The sequence below is a fragment of the Alsobacter sp. genome (assembly GCF_059501845.1).
Map to the genome: position 1 here is coordinate 269,436 of NZ_JCACDK010000001.1, position 20,505 is coordinate 289,940.

The 20,505-nt window shown below is 62.8% G+C and carries 19 protein-coding genes; 11 read left to right on the forward strand and 8 right to left on the reverse strand.

What is annotated here, in order from left to right; all coding sequences use genetic code 11:
* Nucleotides 1-74 precede the first annotated feature (74 nt).
* Both AC5JCN_RS01320 and AC5JCN_RS01325 read left to right on the forward strand, forming a co-directional pair.
* Nucleotides 75-623 (forward strand): HD domain-containing protein, encoded by a 549-nt coding sequence (locus AC5JCN_RS01320; RefSeq protein WP_495753199.1) that lies wholly within the window; start codon nucleotides 75-77, stop codon nucleotides 621-623.
* On the forward strand, nucleotides 620-1,555 hold the full coding sequence (locus tag AC5JCN_RS01325) for an ADP-ribosylglycohydrolase family protein (RefSeq protein ID WP_495753200.1): 936 nt from the start codon (nucleotides 620-622) through the stop codon (nucleotides 1,553-1,555). Before AC5JCN_RS01320 ends, AC5JCN_RS01325 begins: the two co-directional genes overlap by 4 nt.
* 34 nt (nucleotides 1,556-1,589) lie before the next feature.
* Here the strand turns inward: AC5JCN_RS01325 and AC5JCN_RS01330 are convergent, their stop codons facing one another.
* Both AC5JCN_RS01330 and AC5JCN_RS01335 read right to left on the reverse strand, forming a co-directional pair.
* A complete protein-coding gene (locus AC5JCN_RS01330; protein ID WP_495753201.1) occupies nucleotides 1,590-2,015 on the reverse strand; it encodes an RNA polymerase sigma factor region1.1 domain-containing protein in 426 nt (141 codons plus the stop codon).
* A gap of 87 nt (nucleotides 2,016-2,102) precedes the next feature.
* Nucleotides 2,103-3,146 carry an amidohydrolase family protein gene (locus AC5JCN_RS01335; RefSeq protein WP_495753202.1) on the reverse strand — a complete coding sequence of 348 codons (1,044 nt, stop codon included), beginning with the start codon at nucleotides 3,144-3,146 and terminating at the stop codon, nucleotides 2,103-2,105.
* Between the two features lie 170 nt (nucleotides 3,147-3,316).
* Here AC5JCN_RS01335 and AC5JCN_RS01340 point away from each other — a divergent pair, with 170 nt between their 5' ends.
* The 3 genes from AC5JCN_RS01340 to AC5JCN_RS01350 all read left to right on the forward strand — a co-directional run bounded on the left by AC5JCN_RS01340 (nucleotide 3,317) and on the right by AC5JCN_RS01350 (nucleotide 5,795).
* Entirely contained in the window at nucleotides 3,317-3,532 is a 216-nt protein-coding gene (locus AC5JCN_RS01340) for a hypothetical protein (protein WP_495753203.1), read from the forward strand.
* Between the two features lie 123 nt (nucleotides 3,533-3,655).
* Nucleotides 3,656-4,663 (forward strand): alpha/beta fold hydrolase, encoded by a 1,008-nt coding sequence (locus AC5JCN_RS01345; protein WP_495753204.1) that lies wholly within the window; start codon nucleotides 3,656-3,658, stop codon nucleotides 4,661-4,663.
* A gap of 43 nt (nucleotides 4,664-4,706) precedes the next feature.
* Nucleotides 4,707-5,795 (forward strand): adenylate/guanylate cyclase domain-containing protein, encoded by a 1,089-nt coding sequence (locus AC5JCN_RS01350; RefSeq protein ID WP_495753205.1) that lies wholly within the window; start codon nucleotides 4,707-4,709, stop codon nucleotides 5,793-5,795.
* Nucleotides 5,796-6,267: 472 nt separating this feature from the next.
* Here AC5JCN_RS01350 and AC5JCN_RS01355 read toward each other — a convergent pair whose 3' ends face one another.
* Nucleotides 6,268-6,471: a DUF2934 domain-containing protein gene (locus AC5JCN_RS01355; RefSeq protein WP_495753206.1), complete on the reverse strand. Its 204-nt coding sequence runs from the start codon at nucleotides 6,469-6,471 to the stop codon at nucleotides 6,268-6,270.
* Between the two features lie 231 nt (nucleotides 6,472-6,702).
* On the reverse strand, nucleotides 6,703-8,313 hold the full coding sequence (locus AC5JCN_RS01360; RefSeq protein WP_495753207.1) for an alpha/beta hydrolase: 1,611 nt from the start codon (nucleotides 8,311-8,313) through the stop codon (nucleotides 6,703-6,705).
* 289 nt (nucleotides 8,314-8,602) lie between these two features.
* On the opposite strand from AC5JCN_RS01360, the gene AC5JCN_RS01365 reads away from it, so the two are divergent.
* Nucleotides 8,603-9,145 (forward strand): hypothetical protein, encoded by a 543-nt coding sequence (locus AC5JCN_RS01365; RefSeq protein ID WP_495753208.1) that lies wholly within the window; start codon nucleotides 8,603-8,605, stop codon nucleotides 9,143-9,145.
* A 156-nt stretch (nucleotides 9,146-9,301) separates the two neighbouring features.
* On the opposite strand, the gene AC5JCN_RS01370 is transcribed toward AC5JCN_RS01365, so the two are convergent.
* Nucleotides 9,302-10,303, reverse strand: coding sequence for an FkbM family methyltransferase (locus AC5JCN_RS01370; RefSeq protein ID WP_495753209.1), 1,002 nt, complete (start codon nucleotides 10,301-10,303; stop codon nucleotides 9,302-9,304).
* A gap of 657 nt (nucleotides 10,304-10,960) precedes the next feature.
* Here AC5JCN_RS01370 and AC5JCN_RS01375 point away from each other — a divergent pair.
* The 5 genes from AC5JCN_RS01375 (at nucleotide 10,961) to AC5JCN_RS01395 (ending at nucleotide 16,308) form a co-directional block, all read left to right on the forward strand.
* On the forward strand, nucleotides 10,961-11,656 hold the full coding sequence (locus tag AC5JCN_RS01375; RefSeq protein ID WP_495753210.1) for a 4'-phosphopantetheinyl transferase family protein: 696 nt from the start codon (nucleotides 10,961-10,963) through the stop codon (nucleotides 11,654-11,656).
* Nucleotides 11,657-12,238: 582 nt separating this feature from the next.
* Nucleotides 12,239-12,862, forward strand: coding sequence for a polysaccharide biosynthesis/export family protein (locus AC5JCN_RS01380; RefSeq protein WP_495753211.1), 624 nt, complete (start codon nucleotides 12,239-12,241; stop codon nucleotides 12,860-12,862).
* Nucleotides 12,863-12,947: 85 nt separating this feature from the next.
* On the forward strand, nucleotides 12,948-14,294 hold the full coding sequence (locus AC5JCN_RS01385; protein WP_495753212.1) for an outer membrane beta-barrel protein: 1,347 nt from the start codon (nucleotides 12,948-12,950) through the stop codon (nucleotides 14,292-14,294).
* A 137-nt stretch (nucleotides 14,295-14,431) separates the two neighbouring features.
* A complete protein-coding gene (locus AC5JCN_RS01390) occupies nucleotides 14,432-15,157 on the forward strand; it encodes a lytic transglycosylase domain-containing protein (protein ID WP_495753213.1) in 726 nt (241 codons plus the stop codon).
* A 218-nt stretch (nucleotides 15,158-15,375) separates the two neighbouring features.
* The gene (locus AC5JCN_RS01395; protein WP_495753723.1) at nucleotides 15,376-16,308 is read left to right on the forward strand and encodes a cupin-like domain-containing protein; all 933 of its coding nucleotides are present in this window, start codon (nucleotides 15,376-15,378) and stop codon (nucleotides 16,306-16,308) included.
* A 140-nt stretch (nucleotides 16,309-16,448) separates the two neighbouring features.
* On the opposite strand, the gene AC5JCN_RS01400 is transcribed toward AC5JCN_RS01395, so the two are convergent.
* The 3 genes from AC5JCN_RS01400 to AC5JCN_RS01410 form a co-directional block, all read right to left on the reverse strand.
* Nucleotides 16,449-17,663: a glycosyltransferase family 4 protein gene (locus tag AC5JCN_RS01400; protein ID WP_495753214.1), complete on the reverse strand. Its 1,215-nt coding sequence runs from the start codon at nucleotides 17,661-17,663 to the stop codon at nucleotides 16,449-16,451.
* A gap of 67 nt (nucleotides 17,664-17,730) precedes the next feature.
* Nucleotides 17,731-19,371, reverse strand: coding sequence for an asparagine synthetase B family protein (locus tag AC5JCN_RS01405; protein WP_495753215.1), 1,641 nt, complete (start codon nucleotides 19,369-19,371; stop codon nucleotides 17,731-17,733).
* A gap of 132 nt (nucleotides 19,372-19,503) precedes the next feature.
* A complete protein-coding gene (locus AC5JCN_RS01410; RefSeq protein WP_495753216.1) occupies nucleotides 19,504-20,457 on the reverse strand; it encodes a UDP-glucuronic acid decarboxylase family protein in 954 nt (317 codons plus the stop codon).
* Nucleotides 20,458-20,505: the final 48 nt, after the last annotated feature.

The following is a 20,505-nucleotide window of genomic DNA, read 5'->3' on the forward strand; positions in this document are numbered from 1 at the left end:
GGTTTCGGGGATGACGGATTTCGTCATGCCTGCGCGAAAAGATCCGGGCGTGGAGTTGCGTGAAGGAGAGTGGGATGAACGATCTGGTTCGGGTGATGAAGGCGTCCGACGCCGCGGCGCGCTGGCATGTCGACCAGCGGCGCAAGGGCGCGGCCCGAGAGCCCTATATCAACCATCTCCTCGAAGTGGCGAGCCTCGTGGCCGAGGCGACCGGCGGTGATGATCCCGACCTCGTCGTCGCGGCGCTCCTGCACGACGCCATGGAGGACCAGGGCGTGAGCCGGGAGGAGCTTGCACGGGAGTTCGGTGAGGCGGTCGCCGGCGTTGTCGCCGAAGTCACCGACGACAAGGCGCTGGCGAAGGCCGAACGCAAGCGCCTGCAGATTGAGCACGCGCCGAAGAAGTCGCCCCGGGCCGCGATGGTCAAGCTCGCCGACAAGACCAGCAATCTCAGGGCGGTTGCCCGCAGCCCGGCCGAGAACTGGTCGACAGAACGGCGTCTGGACTATGTCCGGTGGGCGCGTGACGTCGTCCAGAACCTCCCCAAGGCGAACGCCTGGCTCGAGGCGGAGTTCGCCCGTGCGGCCGAGGACGCCGAGCGTGCGGCGCGTGAGTCGGCATGAGCGTGGCAGCGATGAGCGGCATTCCGGACGCGGTCGCGGACCGGGCTCTCGGTGCTCTCGTGGGGCTCGCCGTCGGCGATGCATTGGGCACGACCATCGAGTTCTCGCAGCGGGACGCCTCTCCGCCGGTCACCGGCATGGTGGGGGGAGGCCCGTTCGGACTGGCCCCCGGCGAGTGGACCGACGACACGTCCATGGCCCTGTGCCTCGCCGACAGCCTGATCGCCAATGGCGGCGCGCTCGACAGTCACGACCTCGCCCGCCGCTTCGTGCGCTGGTGGCGCGAGGGCGAGAACAGCGTGACGGGCCGCTGCTTCGACATCGGCAACGCGACCAGCGCCGCGCTGGGAGCATTCCTGGAATCCGGCGATCCCGTCGGCGACACCGACCCCTGGAGCGCCGGCAATGGCGGCATCATGCGCCAGGCACCCGCTGTCCTCGTGGCCTGGCGCGACGTCGAGCGCGCGGTGGGGCTTTCCCGCGACCAGTCGCGGGTGACGCACGCCTCGGCCGAGTGCCTTGACGCGTCCGAGGTTCTTGCGCGGATTCTGCATGCTGGCATCACCGGGTTCGGCACAGCCGCGTTGCATGCCGCTTCCGGCCTCGCCATCGCATCGCCCAAGGTGGAGGCCGTCGCGACGGGGGGTTGGGATGGCAAGCCCCGCCATGCCATTCGCTCGACAGGCTACGTCGTTGACACGCTGGAGGCGGCACTGTGGGCGGTGGGGACGTCCGGCGACTTCGGCGAAGCGGTGCTCAAGGCCGTCAATCTCGGCCATGACGCCGACAGCGTCGGGGCCGTGACCGGGCAGGTGGCCGGGGCCATCTGGGGCTATTCCGCGATCCCGGCGCCCTGGCGGGAGCGGCTTGCCTGGCACGACGGCATCGTCTCGCGAGGGAAGGCTTTGATTGTTTCGACGCAGGCCACCTGAGCCAGTGACGTGACGGTCCTGAGGGCGCTGCCCGTTACCGGCCGAAATACCAGACCAGGGCGAGCAGCACGACGACCGCAATCGCGCCCGCGACCAGGACCGTGCCGTTGGCGTAGCGCGGTCCGGCACCGGACGCGGGCACGGGTGCCGGGCGCTGACCCGTTCCGGATCCGGACGCGGCACTTCGTACCGCCGGCGCCGGCGGGTCTTGCTTCCGTTGCGGAAGCTCGATGGCAGGCGGCGGAGGCGCCGGGCCGCCCGGGGCGGGCCGCAGCAGGTTCTCGTCGAGGGTCACGGTGATGCCGGCCTCCTCGAGATGGGCAATGACGAGCGCAAGCTCCTCGGGATCCATCGCGTCGACGGGCAGTTCCGCCGCGAGGTCGGCGATGGTGAGCTGCCCTGCGGCACGGCCGCGCTCCTTGAGGCGCAGGAGGCTGTCGGGTGGAATGATCGTGGCCATGCCTGATTGCAGCACAGTCTGTCGCATCCTGCACGCTTTGGTTGTGTTCCCCGTCCGGTGGTGTAGTGGACGCCGTGGACCGGGAACTCAGCCAGCGTCTCCGAGCCGGTAGAACCGGGAAGCGGAGCCGCGAAGAAGGTCGTCCTTCTCGGTCTCGCTCGCCTGTTCGCAGAGGCGCTTGCAGGCGTTCCAGAACACGCCATAGGCGTAGGCGCCCTTGTCGACGGGAAAGTTGCTCTCGAACATGCAGCGCGACGCGCCGAAGAGTTCGATTGCGTTCTCCACCCACGGCTTCATGGCGGCGGCGAGATCGAGCGAGGTTGGGGGCCGTTCCCGCTCCTCGAACCCCAGGCCGATGAAGCGCTGACCCAATCCGCCCAGCTTTACACAGACGTTGGGGCAGCGCGCGAGATCCGCCATCGCCGAGCGCCAGTCCCGGAAGACGTCGTCGCTGCGGCCGCGGTAGCCGCGCGCTCCCAGCGGCCCGCCGAGATGATCAAGGACGATCCCGGTGCCCGGGAAGGCTCGGGCGAGATCCGTCAGATGCGGGATCTGTGGGTGGTAGAGCCAGGCGTCGAAGGTGAGCCCCCGCGGAGCGAGCCGCGCAAACCCCCGCCGGAACTCCTCGCGAGCCAGGAGGTCCGGAGGCGAAACGTAGGCGGGGTGGTGAAAGGCAGCGTCCGGGTCCCATACGGTGATGTGACGGATGCCTCTGAGCCGATCTCCTCCGGCGCGCTCATGAGCGGCCAGGACGGGTTCCACCTCGTCGCCCAGGCGAAGGTCGGCGTGGGCGACGATCCCGGCCGCGATCCGGGTCGGGCCGTAAAGTCCGGAGGCGCTCATTGCCGCGACACCGTTGACGAATTCCGTCTCGCCGGCAGGCTTCATGGCGTCCGGCCCACCGGCGCGGTGCATGGCCCGGCACTGGAGGAACACGGTCGCTGTGATGCGGTGCCCGCAATCGAGGTCGGCGAGCAACTCCGGCAGCAGATAGGGAAAGCCGGGACGGTCCCAAAGATGATGATGCGGATCGACGATGGCCCGTTGCGGGTCGATCGGGTCCTCGCTGTGGAGGTCCAGCCAGGCGCGGGTTGCGCGCGCGGTGTGCAGGTCATCTTCGTCGCGCGCCATGCGGCTCTCCTGTCGGCCCCTGCGCCATCAGATGGCAGCGGGGAAAGGATGCCAAGCAGAACCGGTTTATGTTCAATCTCCAGCTTGGCAATTGCGCAATCGTCGCGGTTCCGACATCACGGTGAAAGCTGCCGGGAGCAGATGGCGGTCGTCCGAAAGGAGACTTCATCATGCGACTTCGTACCCTTGCTGCTCTTTCTGCCCTCGCCCTTCTCACCTGTGCCGCGCCGGCTCTCGCCGCCGGTTCGCTGTCGGCCAAGCAAGGCAACTCGGCTTGCGGCAAGTCTCCCCGCACCGTGTTCTGCGCCAATCGCGGCTTTGACCCCAAGCCGCTGAAGGACACGCCCATGCCGTTCGAACTCGGCTCCGGCAAGAAGGACGGCTGAACCGATCACGCGAGCGGGGCGGCGGCGCTGACCAACCTGTGATCAGGCCGCCGCCGTCCTTCTTGGCGCTCCCCCATGCAGGCTGTACCGTTGCCGCACCCAATGTGTGCGCGCGAGGACGTGATGGCCGAGCTCCAGTTTCTCGAAGTTCCGAACTTCTGGCTCCAGAAGGGCGGGTTCCTGCCTCTGGCGCGCATGGGCTACCGGACTGTGGGCCAGCTGAACGCGGCCAGGGACAATGCCGTGCTCGTGCCCTCCTGGTACACCGGCACGGATGCCGACAGCGAGATGTTCATGGCCGGGGACGGCCGGGCACTCGATCCGTCGAAATATTTCCTGATCTTCACCAACCTGCTGGGCAACGGGATCTCGTCCTCCCCCAGCAACACGCCTGCGCCCTTCGAGAAGGGCAGGTTCCCCAAGATCACCATCCACGACAATGTCCGCCTGCAACACCAACTCGTGACGCAGACGCTGGGTCTCGCGAGCCTGCGGCTGGTCACCGGCTGGTCGATGGGGGCCTGCCAGGCCTACCAGTGGGCAGCTCAATACCCCGACATGGTGAAGGCGGCTGCGCCCATCGCAGGCTCCGCGAAGACGGCGTCGTACAACAAGGTGTTCCTGCTGGCCCTCAGGCGTGCTCTCGAGCTCGATCCCGCATTCGCGGACGGGTTCTACGACAGGCCGCCGATCGAGGGACTGCGCGCCTTCTCCGCGATCTATGCGGGCTGGGGCCTCTCCGAGCCGTTCTACCGGACGGAGGCGTTCCGCGGCTTCAGCGCGCACGACCCGGAGCAGTTCGTGCAGTACTTCTGGGAGCCCTTCTTCCAGAAGTGCGACGCCAACAACCTGCTCTCGCAGCTGTGGACCTGGGACCGCGGCGATATCAGTGACAATCCGGTCTACAATGGAGACTACAAGGCCGCACTGCGGGCCATCACGGCTCGCACCATCATCCTCCCCGTCGACCTCGACCGCTATTTCCCGCCGGCGGACGCCAAGGTCGAGGCTCGCCACATTCCGAACGCCGAGTGCAGGGTGATCCGGTCCGACTGGGGCCACATGGCGCCCATGAATCCGGCCGATGTTCCTGCCATCGATTCGGCGTTGCGCGAGTTGCTGGAGGGGTAGGGCCGCCCGCGCCCAAAAGGGCGCGCCCCAACGAGGCTGGCGAATGACCTTGATCGGCCGGAGCTGGATCTACTGGCTGACGATGTTCGTGCTGAGCGCGGCGGCGGGCGTTGCCTATTCGCATCTGTTCGCCGGGACAGGCACGGCACTGTCCTCGGCCGTGTACGGCGTGTTCATCGGTGCCGCTGTCCTGACGATGGATGCGACGCTCCGCTCTGCACCCGCGCTTCGCGGCTTCCGTGCGCAGGCGTCCTACATCTACCTTCCGGTGGCGGAAGCGGCGATGCTGGTCGCTGTCGTCCTCGGCAATGCAGCAGGCGGGGTCGTCTCCTGGTCCCTCGGGCTCGTCGGCTGGAGTTTCGCGGAGGCCGTCCTCCCCACTCCACGTGTCGTGGCCTATTCGCTCGTGGTGACAGCGATCTTGGTCTTCATGATCCGTGTGCGTGACCTCATCGGCAGCACGATCTTCCTCAACCTTCTGTTCGGCCGTTACCACCGCCCGATGGAGGAGGAGCGCGTCTTCCTGTTCGTCGATGTTGCGGGCTCCACCGCCTTCGCCGAGAACCACGGCGACCTCGCCGCCCAGAAATGGCTGAGCGCGGTGTTTTCGGCCATCGCCGAGCCTGTGCGGCGCCATGGCGGCGCGGTGGAGGACTATGTGGGCGACCTCGCCATTATCTCCTGGCCGATGGCAAAGGGTGTCGCGGATGGACGCTGCGTCTCCTGCCTTTTCGACATCGCGGCCGAGCTGGCCCGCGGCCCGGAGCTATGGCGGGAGCACCACGGGCAGGTGCCACAGGTGCGGGCCGCCCTGCATGGAGGCTCTGTGGTGACCGCCGAGATCGGCGTGGACCGGCACAAGATCGCCTATTTCGGCGACGTCGTGAACACGACCGCCAGGCTGGAGGGCCTGAGCCGGGCGGTCGGAGAACGCTATCTCATCTCGGGCGACCTGCTGTCGCGCATCGATACCCTGCCGGACGGAATCATTGCGCGCGAGCTCGGAGCGCATCGTCTGCGCGGCAAGGACCAGCTGCTGACCGCATACGCACTGTCCGGCGTGGCGCAGATGCTTTCGGATGCCCGCCCCGCCGGAATGCCGGCAAGGCCGGCCGTTCAGGTGGCAAGGTAGCGGCACAGACTTGGCGCTCCGTCGCGCTGCTGCCCACGGCTGTCGGGCAGGCAGGGACGCAGAGGCCGCCGAAGCTTTGTGACCGATCAAGCTCCGCTATGTCTGCCCGGGCTCTTCATCGTCCAGGCACCCCAAAGCCAGGCGCGCGGCCAGGCCCGCAAGCAATCCGTGCAGCAGAACGCATCCAACTGCGCCGGGGAGGCCTGAGCCGCCAAGGTCGGCCATCAGACCGAAGCCGCTGAAGGACAGGCCCGAGCCGAAGACGACGGCGGAAGTGGCGGACCTGCGCGACAGGAAGCCTGTAGCCCGGCCCATGCGGGTAGCCAGGGAAGGTTGTGTGGTTGATGAGCGTGCCATGGATGCGCCCCCGATCATGGGACGCATGCTGGCCGGTCGGCGCGGCCGCCGCTGTGAAACAGTTCACTGCCCGAGGCGATCCGGCTGCGCGGTTACCTCCCCCGTCGCGCGAGGCTCAGGCCGCCCGCACCTTCTTTGTCGTCTTGGCCGGAGCCTTCTTCGCCTTCGCCGCCAGGGCCTTGGCTGCCTTGATCGGCTCCTCGAGGAGTTCGCTCTCCGCCTTCAGCCAGAATTCGAGGTCGCGTCCACCGGGGCATCCCTCGTCCTGCCACATCTCGAATGCGCGGCTGCGGATGCGGTCCTCGACGTCACTGCTCATGGGGGGCCTCCTCAGGTTGCACCGCAACATTACAGCGATTCGCACAAAGGCGCGTACTTGGGCCGGACACGTGGCAGCAGTAGCGTTTTCACGTCGATCGCCGCGGTCGTGAAGCCCAGCTTGCCGCCGGCCCCGATGGCCAGGTTGCACGGCACACTTGGATGGCTGGTGTCCCCGGTGCAGTTTGGTCCGGAGCCGATCGAGCCGGGATTGACTGGTCAGCGCCGGCTGTCAGCCACCTGGAAACGGTGGCCGGTCCTGTGCGCAGGTGGCGCCCAGAGCGGGCAATCTTCCCTCGATCAAATAGGCGGCCATCGCCTCCTTCGCGCAGGCGCTCGGGTTGAGGAGAGCGGTGTGGCCAAAGCCGTGCACCGTCAGCAGCCTCGCATTCGCTAGCTCCTGCGCCATCCGCACGGACGATGGGAACGCCGTCGCGGGATCGTAGGTGTTGCCGATTACCAGGACCGGCACCGGTGTCGGCTTATCCCACGGCCCGGAATAGGGCGCCGCTGCCCGGGCGGTCCAGCCGAGGCAGGAGGCAATGAAGGGCCAGGGGGAGGGGCCTGCCCGCCGGTAGCTATCCTCCGCCTGCGTGCGCACGGCCTCGGCTGTCTGCGGGTTTGGACTCTCGCCGCAGATGACGGCCAGCTGACGACCGACACTGGTGACGTATGCCTCCGGCGGAGACTGACCACCGGTTGTCCGCTCCGCGGGTGGCGCAGAGGACGCGGGCGGCGCAGCCGGCTTCCCGCTTGCGTCCCACGCGTCCTGCAGCATGCCTGCAACGGCCAGCCATCCGGGAAAGCGTGCAAACCCCGGGAGAGGCTCAACGAGATAGATCGAACTCGCCACATCGGACAGCAGCGCCCTGTCGTTCAGCGTCTCGCCGTCGACCACGACCCCGCCGCGGGTGCGGGCGAGGAGTGTCGACCACTTGTCCCGCGTCGCGGCCGGGGAACCGGCCGAGAACGGGCACGCCTTGGCGTCGACGGCCCCGCATTGGTCCATGAAGGCGGTGATGGTGTCCCGCGCACCGAAATCAGAGCCGAGGCGTACGAAGGTGCTAACACCTGTGTCCCCGTCCGGGCCGCCGGCCCAGGCCGAGGGAGCCACGGCCCCGTCGAGGATGGCGGCCCTGACCCGGTGCGGGAACATGTTGATGTAGGTGGCGCCCAGGAGCGTCCCGTATGACGTGCCGTAATAGGACAGGCGCTCCTCACCTACCGCCTCACGCAGGAGATCGAGGTCGCGGGCATTGTCGGCCGTCGAGACATGGGCCAGGAGATCGCCCGCATGGCGGACGCAGCGGCTGTTCAGGTCAAGTCGCGCGGCTGCGTCGGCGGCGAACTGCTCGGCCGTGACCGGCAACTCCTGCATGCGGGCGGAAAGGAAGGCCTGCTCCTCGGCAGCGCTGTCGAAGCACTGGATGACCGGCGTGGTGCGTCCGCCCATGCCGCGCGGATCCCAGCTGATGATGTCGAAGCGGTCGCGCACCTGCTTCGGGAAGCCGCCGATCGAAGCCGGGAGATACTCTGTCCCGGCGTCCCCGGGGCCGCCGGGGTTCCAGAACAGCGTGCCGATGCGCCGCGCGGGGTCCTGGGCAGGCTGGCGGATGAGCGCCAGCCTGAATGCCGGCCCATCCGGTTTGGCGTGATCCACCGGCACGTCGAAAGTGGCGCACGCGAGCCCGTCAGTGACGGCCGAGCCCTGCGCCGGGGCCGGGCAGGCGTGCCAAGCGATCGGCGAGGCAGCCGCGGCCTCCTGGTGCGAAGCCGCCGCGAAATTCCAGCACAGCGCTGCTGCCGTGACTGCCCACCACCGGGCCCTGGTGCCCCGTCCCATCCGTCACCTCATGAAAACCCCGCCGGGGAGGTCCATCCGGCGGGGAGAGTTGGTCAGGGAGGAAGCACCGGAACGGCACGCCGCGCCGGCTCATCCAGCTTCATGCATTGAGCATGCCAAGCCGGAATGATCCGCCTGCCTGCGGCAAGGCTCGCACGGCTCGCGGCCTGTGGCGAGGCCGGGATGCGCGACCCACGGAATGCGGGGCGTTGACGGCTGTACTGCCGGCATGGTGCAGTTCAACTCACACAACCTTCAATGGCGTAACTCTGAACATCCGGAGGGTTCCTTGCTCCTGCGTGCCGCCGCTTTTGCCGCCGTCCTCGCCACGCGGGCCGCTGCCCTGGCCGGGACGGACTGGTCGATCGCCGCGCGGACCTGGAGCGACCAACTGCATGAGTTGCGCGTTGCCGACGCTGCCCGGCGGCTCTGCGGCGTGCCGGCACCAGCCGCCTCGGTCGACCTGCTGCGCACGACCACGAAGGGACTTGAACAGGCGCTGCGCCCGCTGGGCTCCCCCGGCAAGGCCGACGCCCCCGTCGTCGCGGCCGGCGGCCGCAAGGCCTTCTGCGCCGACGCGTCGCTGATGGCGCAGGCCAAGGCCACCTTGGCGGGGCTCGCCGCCGAGACCCTTCCGGAAACCCCACCTGCCCCGGCCAAGCCAGCGATGGCGGCCGACGCGGCAACCCCCGTCATCGACCCCGACGTCCCCCTGATCCGCGGCTGCCGCGACGCCGTGAACCGCATGCTCGGCGCGAAGCGCACGAACAACGAGGCGTTCTGGGCGAAGTACGAGGCGTGTGTCGGGGATCACGGGGCGGGGTGGTATTGAGGACAACTGGAGAGCAGAGCTCTAGTTTACGGGTTTTCTGATCTGGAGCCGCCGAAACCGCGCCCGTATCCGAACATGACATTCAGTGAAGGGCCGCAATGAATTTGCGTTCAGTGTAAGCGAAATAGGCCAACGTCGCAGATAAGTACTCTCTGTTTATTCATGCTTGTAACCAATCAGCATCTCAGTTCCCGATTGGAGCGGACTCGAAAGTGGGGACGACGCTTTCAAGAAGCTGTCCATTTTCAAAACCTTGAAACCAAGTTCCATGAGCAGCCTCTGTGCACGTCCAACATCGCCGGGGTAAGCACGTTCTTCTGCCCAATCGCAGAATTCAAAAATAACTAATGGTGCAGGACGTTGTGAGAGCACAGTCGTTGCGCCTTCAATCACGTCAGCCTCGTGGCCTTCAACATCGATTTTGATAGCTGCGACACGATCTGCGCCGCTGGCTTCCAGTAGGCTATCCAGAGACATCATAGGGATTGTGGTCGGTGCTGAATTGAATTGCGGTGACATCGACCCCATCCCAAAGTGACTCTCTGGCGGGACATAAAATTCCGTGGTTCCCTGGTTCCTTCCGGCTGCGCATCTTGACAATTGTACATTCTGTAATCCGTTCATTTTAATGTTATAAGCTAATATCTCTGCAATACGAGGAGAAGCTTCAACTGCTATAACTTTTGCCTTGTCGGCCAAGTGCCGTGCTACTGGTATAGTGAGTGCTCCAATATTAGCTCCCACGTCAACGAAACTACCACCTGTTCTGCAAGCGTTTTTAATGACGTGAAATGTCTCGGGCTCATACATTCCATGGACGAATAAATGAAAACCCACAGGCTCCACCAGATTGGGAACCGAATACCAATCTCCCTTTTTATCTTGGAACGTATAAGATCGGCTTAGCGATATGTCGTTCATAAATAAGCGCGCCAGGCGTGCTTTTCCACGGAACGCCGGGAGATGACGAAGTGCAGTTCCCAGAAGCTCTATACTCATATGCAACCTCAGATACGCCAGACGGAGTAAGTGCCACCGTCCACCGTAGAGTTGCACAAGATTGTTAATCAGGTAAGTGCGGGATTGGTGCTGTGGCGGCATTGCAAGATCCACCGAGCGGGTTTGATGCGCTCCATCCGCGCCGGCAAGCGGGGTCAATCTGAAGTAAGCGTCCTGCTATGGACAGTGGATCTATGGCCGATGCACAGATCTTTTCGAACAGGTTCGACCTTAGCGGCTGCCGCGATGCCGTGAACAGTGTGCTCGGTGCAATGCGCACGAATAACAAGGCGTTCTGGGCGAAGTATTAGGCGTGTATCGGGAATCAGGGGGCGGGTGGTATTGACGCGTTCTTCCTGAGTGCTATCGGGCAAATGCTTGCCCAAGGGAACTTGCGTATCTTTTGGAATGCTGCTTCGCTCTGCCCGGTGCAGTTCCGCGCGACCCTGGTTGGAAGCAGCGCTTGTCTGGCTGGTTCACAATTCGGCGCGGTGCGCGAGATGGTTGACTCTTGTGGCTCCAGGAGGGGATCGGCCAGGGGCCTCCTAAAATCGAGATTGTTGCGCGCTCCGCGAGCGGCGCTCTCGAGTTGAAAGCAGTGGACAGGTTTTTGGTTGGCGGATTATCGGCGGGCTTAGACAGTGCGGTCGTGTCTAACGGATGCCTATCGAGGCTTGCCGTTGAAAGGCGGATCTACGTGACCCACGGAGGTTGAAGGGCTTGGAGGGCCAACGGTGGAACATGGGAAGCGGGCGCGCGGATACCTGCAAGTTACTGCCCTGCGGGGATTGGGTCACGTCGACCAGGCCACCCGGAATGCCGACCGGGTTCTTCCTCCACATCTGGCACGCCGACACCTTTGCGTTTCCACCAGGCGTCCTGGACGTTTGCCTAACCGGCGAGGATCGGGCCCGCGCGGCAACTTTTCATCGCGAGGAGGACCGGATGCGGTCGATGGCCTCGCGCGCCGCATTGCGGCACCTGTGTGCCGGCTATCTCGTTGCAGAACCGCGCAGCCTGGTCTTCGGTGCCGGCGAGGACGGCAAACCGAGGCTGGATGGCTCCCATTTGAGGTCCGGTCTGACTTTCAACCTGTCGCATTCAGGCCGTCATGTCCTGCTCGCCTTTGCGAGAGACGCGGAGGTCGGGGTGGACGTCGAGGTGCTGGCGCCGATCCCCGACCTCGGATCGTTGATCACGAGCGTGACCCATCCCGATGAGGAAGCTTCCCTGAATGCCGAACCGGATAATGACGCCAGGCTTCGACGGTTCCTGGCGCTCTGGACTGCGAAGGAGGCCGTCCTGAAGGCGATCGGCACCGGACTCGGCGCCGATCCGAGGACTGCCAGGTTCGCGCCTGACGGGCCCGGATGGGCCTTCGTGTGTGTGGACAATCGGCCGCCGGGCGAACGTTTGGTCGTTATGCCTGCAAACCCGTCGTCCGACGCCGTCGGACATGTGGCCATGCTTGGCAGGGTTATTCAGCCGGCCTTGTTCCGATTGACTGCTTAATGGATTGGCCGGCTGTGTGGCGGCGGGTTGCGTGCCCGAACGGCGCTCCAACTTGCCGGGTGGCGTATCCTGACCACGCAAACGGCACAGGCGTAGCTTAACTTTATAAGAATCACCTTTACATCCAACCCAATTTAATGTTTAGTTTAAGTGCCATTATCAATGCGAGCTTCCCCATGTTGCGTACGGTCGTTCTCGGCAGCCTGTCGTCGGCGCTCCTTTGGAGCGCGATTGGCGCGCTCGTGTGGCTGACCTATCATTATTGAAGCGCAAGACGTACGAACGAGCTGCAGGCCATCTTCATCAGAGTGGCCCGCTTATCAGTCTTCATGAGACTGTCGCCGGCAGATTTGCCAATTTCGTTCACGGGCAGTCCTTACAGGGCCTAGTCGGCACAGCAAAATAGCCGGTCGACCTGCCACGCGCCACATGTGTGGCCCCCTTGCGACGACCCCTGGAAATCAACCGTATCAAAAAGCATCTCCCCCTCGGCCAAGCACCCCTTAACGTGTTAGCAACGCTGGTCGGATGGGTTCGGGTGAGTGCGCGCGGCGACAGCCCGCGTTGTCCGGAGGGGAAGGCATGACATTCCAGACGCGGCTTGCCGGTGGCGACATTAAGGCGGTTGTGCCTGCACGCCCCGCGGGGCGTGCCGCCGCGGCGGCATTTCTGGCGCTGCTCGCCTTCGGGCTTCCCGCCTGTTCAACCGACCCCTATGTCAAAACGTCCGGTCAGGTCGATCGCTATCCCGAGATCCGGCTGGCCCCGGGCGACAAGCTCAGGATCACCGTTTTCGGTGAGGACAAACTCACGGGCGAATTTGACATCGACTTCACTGGCGACATTTCCATGCCGCTCGTCGGGACCGTGAAGCTGGCGGGCTTGAGCAAGAAAGAAGCGGAGGCGCTTCTCACCAGAAGGTTCAGGAGCGAGGCTCTCAACAAGCCAAGCGTGACGGTCGAAGTCGTCAGCTTCCGTCCGTTCTATGTTTTTGGTGAAGTCAGTTCACCTGGACGGTTCCCCTACACCGATCGCCTGACGGTCGTGACGGCGCTCGCCATTGCCGGCGGACCGAGCTTCAGAGCCAGCAAGTCGACGATCTTCATCCAACGCGCCGGGCAGGGGCCGTTCCAGGAGTACCCGCTTACAGCAGATATCCCGATCTATCCCGGCGATGTCATCAGAGTTCCCGAGCGGTACTTCTGAGGCGCGCCGGCACCAGGAGATGAGCAGCTTGGCGTCCGGCCGGACCCCGTGCATCAGTCGTTCCCGTCGCCTCTGTGCCGCGGCGATGATCGTTGTCGGAACGGCTTTGCCGGGCGCGGGCAGTGCGCAGTCGCAGCGGATCGAATCTCGTGACTACCAGCCGATGGTGTGGGGAGACTGGCTCGTCACAGCGGGTGGAGGCATCGGCTTCCTCTACAATTCCAACCTGTATGGGTCGAGCAGGAACATCCGGGCGGGATATGGATCGGCACTGACCGCCGACATTGGTGCCATCCGTAGCGATGGCGTTCACACGACTTCACTTTACGCCGCTGCGTTGGCTGGTCTCTATGCTGGCAACGCGGGTGCGAACACGTATTCGGGGTCGCTCGGGCTGTCACACACGTGGTCGATCGCCCCGGATCTGACCTGGGCAGCGAATATTGCGCTTGCATTTGGACAAAATACGCTCAACGACGCAAATACTCAGAACGGTGTTGGAGGCGTCTACGACAAACCCCAGCCGTATCTTACAGGCAACTTTGGAACGACCCTCACAAAGGAACTGAAAGATTTTATCATTGACGTCGGTGGATCGGTGAATAGCCAATTCTATGGCGATCAGAAGAACACCACCGGCGCTGTTGTTTCGACGGGCTCATCGGACAACGGAAGGAACTATCAGCTCAATACCCGTGTGAGCTACAAGATCAGCCCCGACCTCCGCTTGTTCGTGCAGCCGTCTTACAACTGGGAACGTTATCGGCAGAGCATCAACGATAATGAAGGGTACACCCTGACCGGGGGCCTCTCAATTGGGGGCGGGGATCTCCTGATAGGGGGCGACGTCTATGCGGGTTGGCAAAGCCAGACATATCCCAACGCATTCGCGAACCGTACGAACGGCGCACCGACCTATGGTGGATCACTCTGGTGGGTCCCCACGCGCGACATCCGGGTAACGGCGGTTCTGTCGCAGTCCTTCGGGATCGGTTCTCCGGTCTATTTGCCGAACGTGCCCGCGTCCGTCCTTGCCGCAAGCGTTGGGTCGGGCACGGCAACATCAGCTGGCTCACAGCCAATCGTGACTGTGCCCGCCCCGGCTGGAACACCGCCCATACCGCAGGATCTGCTCCTTCAGAACAACGCGCAATCGCGGACCACGACGGCAGGGCTGGGGCTGTCCTATGACGCCACAAATCGGCTCAAGCTGGGCAGTACCTTCGCTTGGTCGCACTCGTCCGCTGTATTTGGCGCGCCTGCGAACGACACATACACTGCAATCCTGAAAGCCGACTATCTGCTGACCAACACGTGGAGCGTCACCGCGAATTATGGCTTCGACTACGTAGACGGGGGGAGGATCTTGCAGGGGGGCGAGGGTAGTTACAACCGCAATCTGGTCGCCCTCGGTTTCAGGGGACGATTCTGAGACGGTCGGGCCCGCCGAGCGGGGTTTTGCGGCTCCGCACCGCGCTGCTCGTCCTGGTCGTGCTAGGCCCTTGCATGATGGCTCGCGCTGAGCCTCCGGGCTCATCCGAAGCAGCCCAGCCCAGCACGGCATCCGGCATGGTCGAACCAAGATGGCTGGGCACCAGACTGGACCGCGACAAGCTGCGGGCGCTGGTGAGAGCGGAAGCCGAGGCAGCCGGAATGCCCGCCGATATTGCCGACGCGGTCGCCCATGTCGAAAGCGGGTACGATCCGGCGGTAGTCGGAACCGTCGGTGAAATCGGATTGATGCAGGTGCGGCCGACCACGGCTTCCATGCTCGGATTTTCGGGACCGGATTCGGAACTGGCCAAGCCGCAAGTGAACGCCACCATTGGCGTCGCGTATCTTGCAAGGGCCTGGCGGCTGGCGAACGGGGATCTGTGCCAAGCGCTTATGAAATATCGCGCAGGGCATGGCGAAACGCGGATGACCGACCGCTCGGTTCTCTATTGCTGGCGTGCGCGGAATTACCTGCGATCGATAGGGTCGCCTTTCGGGGGCGCCGTAGTGCCCCGCGAGGACCAGATTGCGTCCATCATAGCTGCCGAACGAAGCGCAGGCCCTAGCCGCTATTGGATGGCTTTGCGGTTCGCTTTCATGCTCCGAACCGAGACCGGGAATCCTGCGCCTGCAGCGTCGAACGCATTGAGCTTCTCGCCCGCCGCATCTCTTGCCTCGAGAAGCACTGCGCCGCTCCTGTCGAAGACGAACAGCACGGCCCCGAAGCGTGTCGGGCGAAAATGGTCGATGTTGCGCGACGCTTTCGCGCAGCGTGAGGCAGGCAAGCCGGCCATCAAGTAAGAGCGCGTTCAGGGCCACTGGATCCACGCGGGGCAACTGCCGAGCGGGTCGTGATCGACGGGTGGGTCACCGCGCTTCAGTTAATAACTTTTATGTTGCCGTCGCTTGAATTAACATTAAACTGCGATATCAGTTTGCTTGGCGGCGCAGAGCCGTATCCTGCAAGCAGGTCCGCCGCTTGCCGCCGGAGCGGATATTGGAGGGCGCTCCCTGTGAACATGCTGACGTCACCTGCCCAGATTGCATTCACCAATGGAAATTGGGCGACCCCGACGGACCCGTCCCATTGCTTGGCGTCCTTGCATGTGCAGCCCTTCAGCCTGAAGCACAATCTCGCCGCAAACCCCCTTTTCTCGATCCCATGCCTGATCGAAACGGCGCAAGCCGCTGCGAAAAGGAACGGCGACGCCTATATCGATGCGGGCAAGGTTGCCATTACTGACAAGTGGGGAGCCATTCCGACGCCGGACCTCCCGATCGAACAGGTGATGCAGAGGCTCGAAACCTCGGGCGCCTGGATCATTATGAAGCACGTTGAGAAGGATCCTAGGTACAAGGCGGTGCTGGACGAGTTCACCGCGTTCGCAAAGGATCTGGTCGGCCCAGCCAAGGCGAGGGATTTCCGAAATCCGGAAATGCTGATCATCGTGACATCGCCGGGACGGATGACGTCATATCACTTCGACGCCGAAATCAATTTTCTCGTCCAGGTGCACGGAACAAAGCGAGTTTGGATCTGCGATCCGAACGATCGCGACATCACGACATCCCGCGAAATCGAAAGGTATTATGGCGAGACCGAGTCGGCTGGAGACTTCAAGGCTGTCGCCGAGGAGCGCGCAATGCAGTTTCTCCTGGAGCCGGGGGACGCAGTTCACATCCCCAGCCATGGCGCGCACTGGGTGCAAAACGGTGACGAAGTCTCCGTCTCCTTGAGCCTGAACTTCGAGTTTCCCGACTGGAAGTACAAAGACCCGTTCGCGGCAAACCACCTCTTGCGCAGCTTGGGTTTCAACCCGAAACCTCCGAGCGTCAATCCGGTGGCCAACATCCCCAAGATTGCGCTCGTGAGGTCGGTCAGGACGGCCAAGGCTCTCGGGAGACCCGTCAAAAAACTTGCGCGTTCAGCGTTCAAGGGTTCGCGGGCCTGAACAACCTTCAAAAGTGCTACTGAAGCCCAGCGTCAGCTGTACAGTCATCGGCCAAGTGCATCTGCAGCACGTGGTCCGGCGCGAATGTAATTGGTAAGGACAGCCAGGCACAGAGCCCCCGCGCCGTCGATCGGAAGGCTTCAGCTTTGCAGCACTGCAGGGAAGGCGGGCCGCGAACCTGACGCGAATCCATCACGCGACCGGTGCTTTGCGGACAGGATATTCTGGTAGATTTCCTGGATTGTGTCCCCGTAATGCGCCCAGGAACACGAGTTGCCGACTCGGGCCATGGCCAGTTCGCCCATTCGTGCACAGCGAATGCTGTCGCCGTGGAGCAGTGCAAGTTTCTCCTTCAGGGCTTCAACGTCGCTGGCAGGGATCACGAAGCCCTCGATCCCATCTGCCGAAAGGAAGTCTTCGCCCCCTGCATTCGTCGTGCAGATCAAAGGCAGTCCGCAAGCCATGGCCTGCGCCTGAACCGTCGCCAGGCCCTCCTCGATGGAAGCCATAACGAATACGCTTCCTTGTGAGTATAGCTCGGCGAGTTCCGCCGGGTGCCGGTGACCGAGCACTTTGACTTTCGGGGATGAATATTTCGCGAGAAATGGCCTGATTTCGTCGCTGATGCCGCCGACGAGCATCAACTCACTGTTGGGAAGGTCGAGTTCGGCGAAGGCCCGGAGGAGGACGTGCGTGCCTTTCCTTACGCTCTGCCTGCCGCTCGTCACGACGCGGAATACGCAATCGCTCTTGGGCTTCCGGGTGAACCGCTCGAGATCGACCCCGGTGTTCACCATGATGATCTTCTCCGCCGGCACACCTCTCTTGACGAGTGTTTGCGCGGCGAAATTCGAATTGGTTTGGACGTAATCGGCTTCCGCGTATTCGGCAATCTCTTGGGCTACGACCCCTCCATCCCGGCGAAAGGGCAAACCAAGAAGGCGATACTCTGCTTCGAGGATATCCATCTGCTCGGAAATGTGAGCGCTGCCGCGTACGACGATCGAGGTGATCCCGAGGCGGTTTGCCTTGCGGATCGTTCGCAGTGAGCATCCGCTCCAGCCCACAAGTATGTCCGTGCGGGGATCGAGCACGAAGCTGGCAAACCGGTCGTGCGCCAGACGAAAGGGACGGCTCTTGTCGAACAGATCAGGGAGCCACCGTTCCACCGCCACATAGGGAGCATGCAGGTAATTTGAGCGAATGCGGGAAGGGTCCAGCGACAGCCTGAAGCGTCGGTTGATGTACGCGGGAGGGTAGTTGGTCACGAGCCGATCAAGTGCTCCGTGCCGCTGCAATTGGTCCGCCAGATGAAAGGCGTGGAACGCTCCCGCAACACTGACAGCGACTTTCATCGACCACCCCTTCGGCACGACGGCGAGAGTGACGAGGAAATGAAATCAGACAGGACCGGCACTGTGATCACGGTGCAGCTCCGGCCCGTGCGAGGAACTCGCTCAGTACGTAAGCTTTCCATGTCTGCGGAAAGTGGCGAAATGCAGTGAACGTGTTGGCCATCGACGGACGAACATCGGCGCCGAGCTCTGCAAGAAGGGGCGCACTCCTGAGGACGGAGCGGCGGAAGGTGGGGATCATCGACAACATCATATAGCGGAGTGGGTAGGCAAAGCCGAGCTTGGGGCGATGCACGAAACCCTTCCTAAATCCGCGTTCCTCGAGATAGCGTTTAAGCGGATACTTCGTTGTTCCGGAATGACGGAGCCAGTACTCGGCTGGCAGCCGACGGACAAAATCCATGAGATCCCAGTCCAGGAAGGGACAACGAGCCTCCATCTGGTTCTCGGCCGTGGCCTTGTCGACCTTGACGAAACCATGGCCCACGAGGTCGATCGTGCCCTGCTGAATACCGTAGTCGCTGAGAGGGAAGCTGAAATCCGGGCCGCTGCGAACGGGATCCAGGAGCGAGGGCGTCTGGCCCCCGATCCAGTCTTTCGCCTCGCGGTAGCCAAAGAAGACTTCGTCAGCGCCGTCGCCTGTGAACAATACGTTTCCGGTCTTACGGGCCTGAATGGCCAACAAGGACAGAAAAAGGTAAGATTCAAGTCCGAGTGGCTGGTCGAGGCGGCGTACCGCGCTCTCGATGTTCTTTAAAAGATCTTGGGCAATGCTGACGTTTATGAGCGGTGCGTCGAGCTTACGCGCCGCCTCGCGGGCGTATATCTCGTCATTGAGCCACGGAAGTGGCTGTTTCAACGTGATCAGGCGTGTATCTTGCCTTAGCTCGGTCATCTCGCACGCTAGGACAGTCGAGTCGATCCCGCCGGAAAAAATGAGAACGGGCGTATCCAAACCCGCCATCCGCTTTTCCACGGCGCGGCGGAGCCTTGAGCGGAGCTCGCTTTGGATCTCATTATCGCTGCGAACGCCCAGATCGACAGACCGAGTGGGCTGCTCCAGTGTCGACGTTGTAATCGCACCTGTATGCAGGTCTATGGTGACGACCTCGCCCGGGGCAACGGGCTTTACGCCCTTGAAAATCGAGTGAAGAGGGTGGACGAAGCCGTGCTGCCAGTAGTGAAGGATCTGTTCCCTGTCGATGGTCGGCTGGCCGGGGAGGTTATTGACCACTGCCGTCACGTTCGAAGCACAGACGAACCTGCTGCCATGCATTCCCCAAAACAATGGCTTCTTGCCAACTCTGTCTCGGTGCAGGATCAATACATTCCGCTCACAATCCAGAAGCGTGAAGCTGAAAAAGCCGTCGAGGTCGCAGAAGCCGGCGACCCCTTTCCGTCGGTAGACATGCATCACGGCTTCACAGTCGGACGTGGTAAGATACGTGAAGTCTCCTGCCTCACGGCGCAGATCAAGGTGATTGAGAATCTCGCCGTTGCAGACCAGAATCTGGCCTCGATTGACGATCGGCTGGTTGGACGACTGCTTAGTGTCGATGACAGCCAGGCGGGTGTGGAACAGGGATGCAGAATTCCAGTGAAACTCGCCGACATTGTCGGGCCCACGATCCACGATTCCGGACAGGTCTGCTGCGAAGCTGGGCGCAGGAGCGCCGTCCAGAGCAACACAGGCCAAGATTCCGCACATACCTCAGCCGCGCTCCCGGGTGAAAAACGTCATGGCAACAGTAAACTGGACTGACGCAACCAACAAATCACGGGCTACCTGACCATAGCGGGAGCGAGGCAAGGAAGCCCAGGTTGTCCAAGAACGCAGCGCTCAGCCGGCCAACTGAAGTTGCTTCCGGAAATATGAAACAGTGCGGGCCAGCCCCTCCTCGAGCGGAACCTTGGGTTCCCAGCCCAAGATCGACTTCGCAACTGCAATGTTGGGCTTGCGCTGGCGCGGGTCATTCTCAGGCAAGGGTTGATGGACGATTCTCGACCGGGACTGCGTCATTCGCAGGATCATTTCCGCGAGCTCAAGCATCGTAAACTCGCCGGGGTTGCCGATATTCACGGGCCCTGTGATGTCCGATGCTGTATCCATCATTCGCAACATGGCTTCGATCAGGTCGTCCACGTAGCAGAAGGATCTCGTTTGCGAGCCGTCACCGTAAATTGTGACGGGTTCGCCCTGCAGGGCTTGGACGATGAAGTTGGAAACGACCCGTCCATCATTGGCCATCATGCGCGGGCCGTATGTATTGAAAATCCTGACGACTTTCGTGCTGAGGCCATGTTGCCGGCGATAGTCGAAGAAAAGGGTTTCAGCGCAACGCTTTCCTTCATCGTAGCAGGCGCGGGGTCCGATAGGATTGACGTTGCCCCAATAATCCTCGGTCTGTGGATGGATCACCGGGTCGCCATAGACCTCCGAAGTGGACGCCTGCAGGATGGGAACGCGCAACCGCTTGGCCAGGCCAAGCATATTGATCGCGCCGAGCACGCTCACCTTCGTCGTTTGCACCGGGTCAAACTGGTAGTGCACGGGAGACGCAGGACAGGCCAGATTCCAGATCTCATCGACTTCCACGTATAGTGGAAACGTAACATCGTGCCTCTGCATCTCAAACGATGGGTGGCTCAGCAAATGGCTTACATTTGCGCGGTTCCCCGTGAAGAAATTATCGACGCAGAGAACGGCTTTACCTTGACCGAGTAGGCGCTCGCAAAGGTGGGATCCCAGAAATCCCGCTCCTCCGGTAACGAGAGCTGTCTTTACTTTCGACATTGACGATTTTCCCGTTTATCGGATTACTATAAACCTTGCTGGCGTGCC

What these genes read in the sequence shown, in the direction of transcription:
- AC5JCN_RS01350 (WP_495753205.1), top strand. Translation starts at nt 4,707, where the DNA reads ATGACCTTGATCGGCCGGAGCTGGATCTACTGGCTGACGATGTTCGTG.
- AC5JCN_RS01320 (WP_495753199.1), top strand. Translation starts at nt 75, where the DNA reads ATGAACGATCTGGTTCGGGTGATGAAGGCGTCCGACGCCGCGGCGCGC.
- AC5JCN_RS01400 (WP_495753214.1), bottom strand. Translation starts at nt 17,663, where the DNA reads ATGAAAGTCGCTGTCAGTGTTGCGGGAGCGTTCCACGCCTTTCATCTG.
- AC5JCN_RS01340 (WP_495753203.1), top strand. Translation starts at nt 3,317, where the DNA reads ATGCGACTTCGTACCCTTGCTGCTCTTTCTGCCCTCGCCCTTCTCACC.
- AC5JCN_RS01395 (WP_495753723.1), top strand. Translation starts at nt 15,376, where the DNA reads ATGCTGACGTCACCTGCCCAGATTGCATTCACCAATGGAAATTGGGCG.
- AC5JCN_RS01385 (WP_495753212.1), top strand. Translation starts at nt 12,948, where the DNA reads ATGATCGTTGTCGGAACGGCTTTGCCGGGCGCGGGCAGTGCGCAGTCG.
- AC5JCN_RS01380 (WP_495753211.1), top strand. Translation starts at nt 12,239, where the DNA reads ATGACATTCCAGACGCGGCTTGCCGGTGGCGACATTAAGGCGGTTGTG.
- AC5JCN_RS01345 (WP_495753204.1), top strand. Translation starts at nt 3,656, where the DNA reads ATGGCCGAGCTCCAGTTTCTCGAAGTTCCGAACTTCTGGCTCCAGAAG.
- AC5JCN_RS01390 (WP_495753213.1), top strand. Translation starts at nt 14,432, where the DNA reads ATGGTCGAACCAAGATGGCTGGGCACCAGACTGGACCGCGACAAGCTG.
- AC5JCN_RS01335 (WP_495753202.1), bottom strand. Translation starts at nt 3,146, where the DNA reads ATGGCGCGCGACGAAGATGACCTGCACACCGCGCGCGCAACCCGCGCC.
- AC5JCN_RS01330 (WP_495753201.1), bottom strand. Translation starts at nt 2,015, where the DNA reads ATGGCCACGATCATTCCACCCGACAGCCTCCTGCGCCTCAAGGAGCGC.
- AC5JCN_RS01325 (WP_495753200.1), top strand. Translation starts at nt 620, where the DNA reads ATGAGCGTGGCAGCGATGAGCGGCATTCCGGACGCGGTCGCGGACCGG.
- AC5JCN_RS01355 (WP_495753206.1), bottom strand. Translation starts at nt 6,471, where the DNA reads ATGAGCAGTGACGTCGAGGACCGCATCCGCAGCCGCGCATTCGAGATG.
- AC5JCN_RS01375 (WP_495753210.1), top strand. Translation starts at nt 10,961, where the DNA reads ATGCCGACCGGGTTCTTCCTCCACATCTGGCACGCCGACACCTTTGCG.
- AC5JCN_RS01405 (WP_495753215.1), bottom strand. Translation starts at nt 19,371, where the DNA reads ATGTGCGGAATCTTGGCCTGTGTTGCTCTGGACGGCGCTCCTGCGCCC.
- AC5JCN_RS01360 (WP_495753207.1), bottom strand. Translation starts at nt 8,313, where the DNA reads ATGGGACGGGGCACCAGGGCCCGGTGGTGGGCAGTCACGGCAGCAGCG.
- AC5JCN_RS01410 (WP_495753216.1), bottom strand. Translation starts at nt 20,457, where the DNA reads ATGTCGAAAGTAAAGACAGCTCTCGTTACCGGAGGAGCGGGATTTCTG.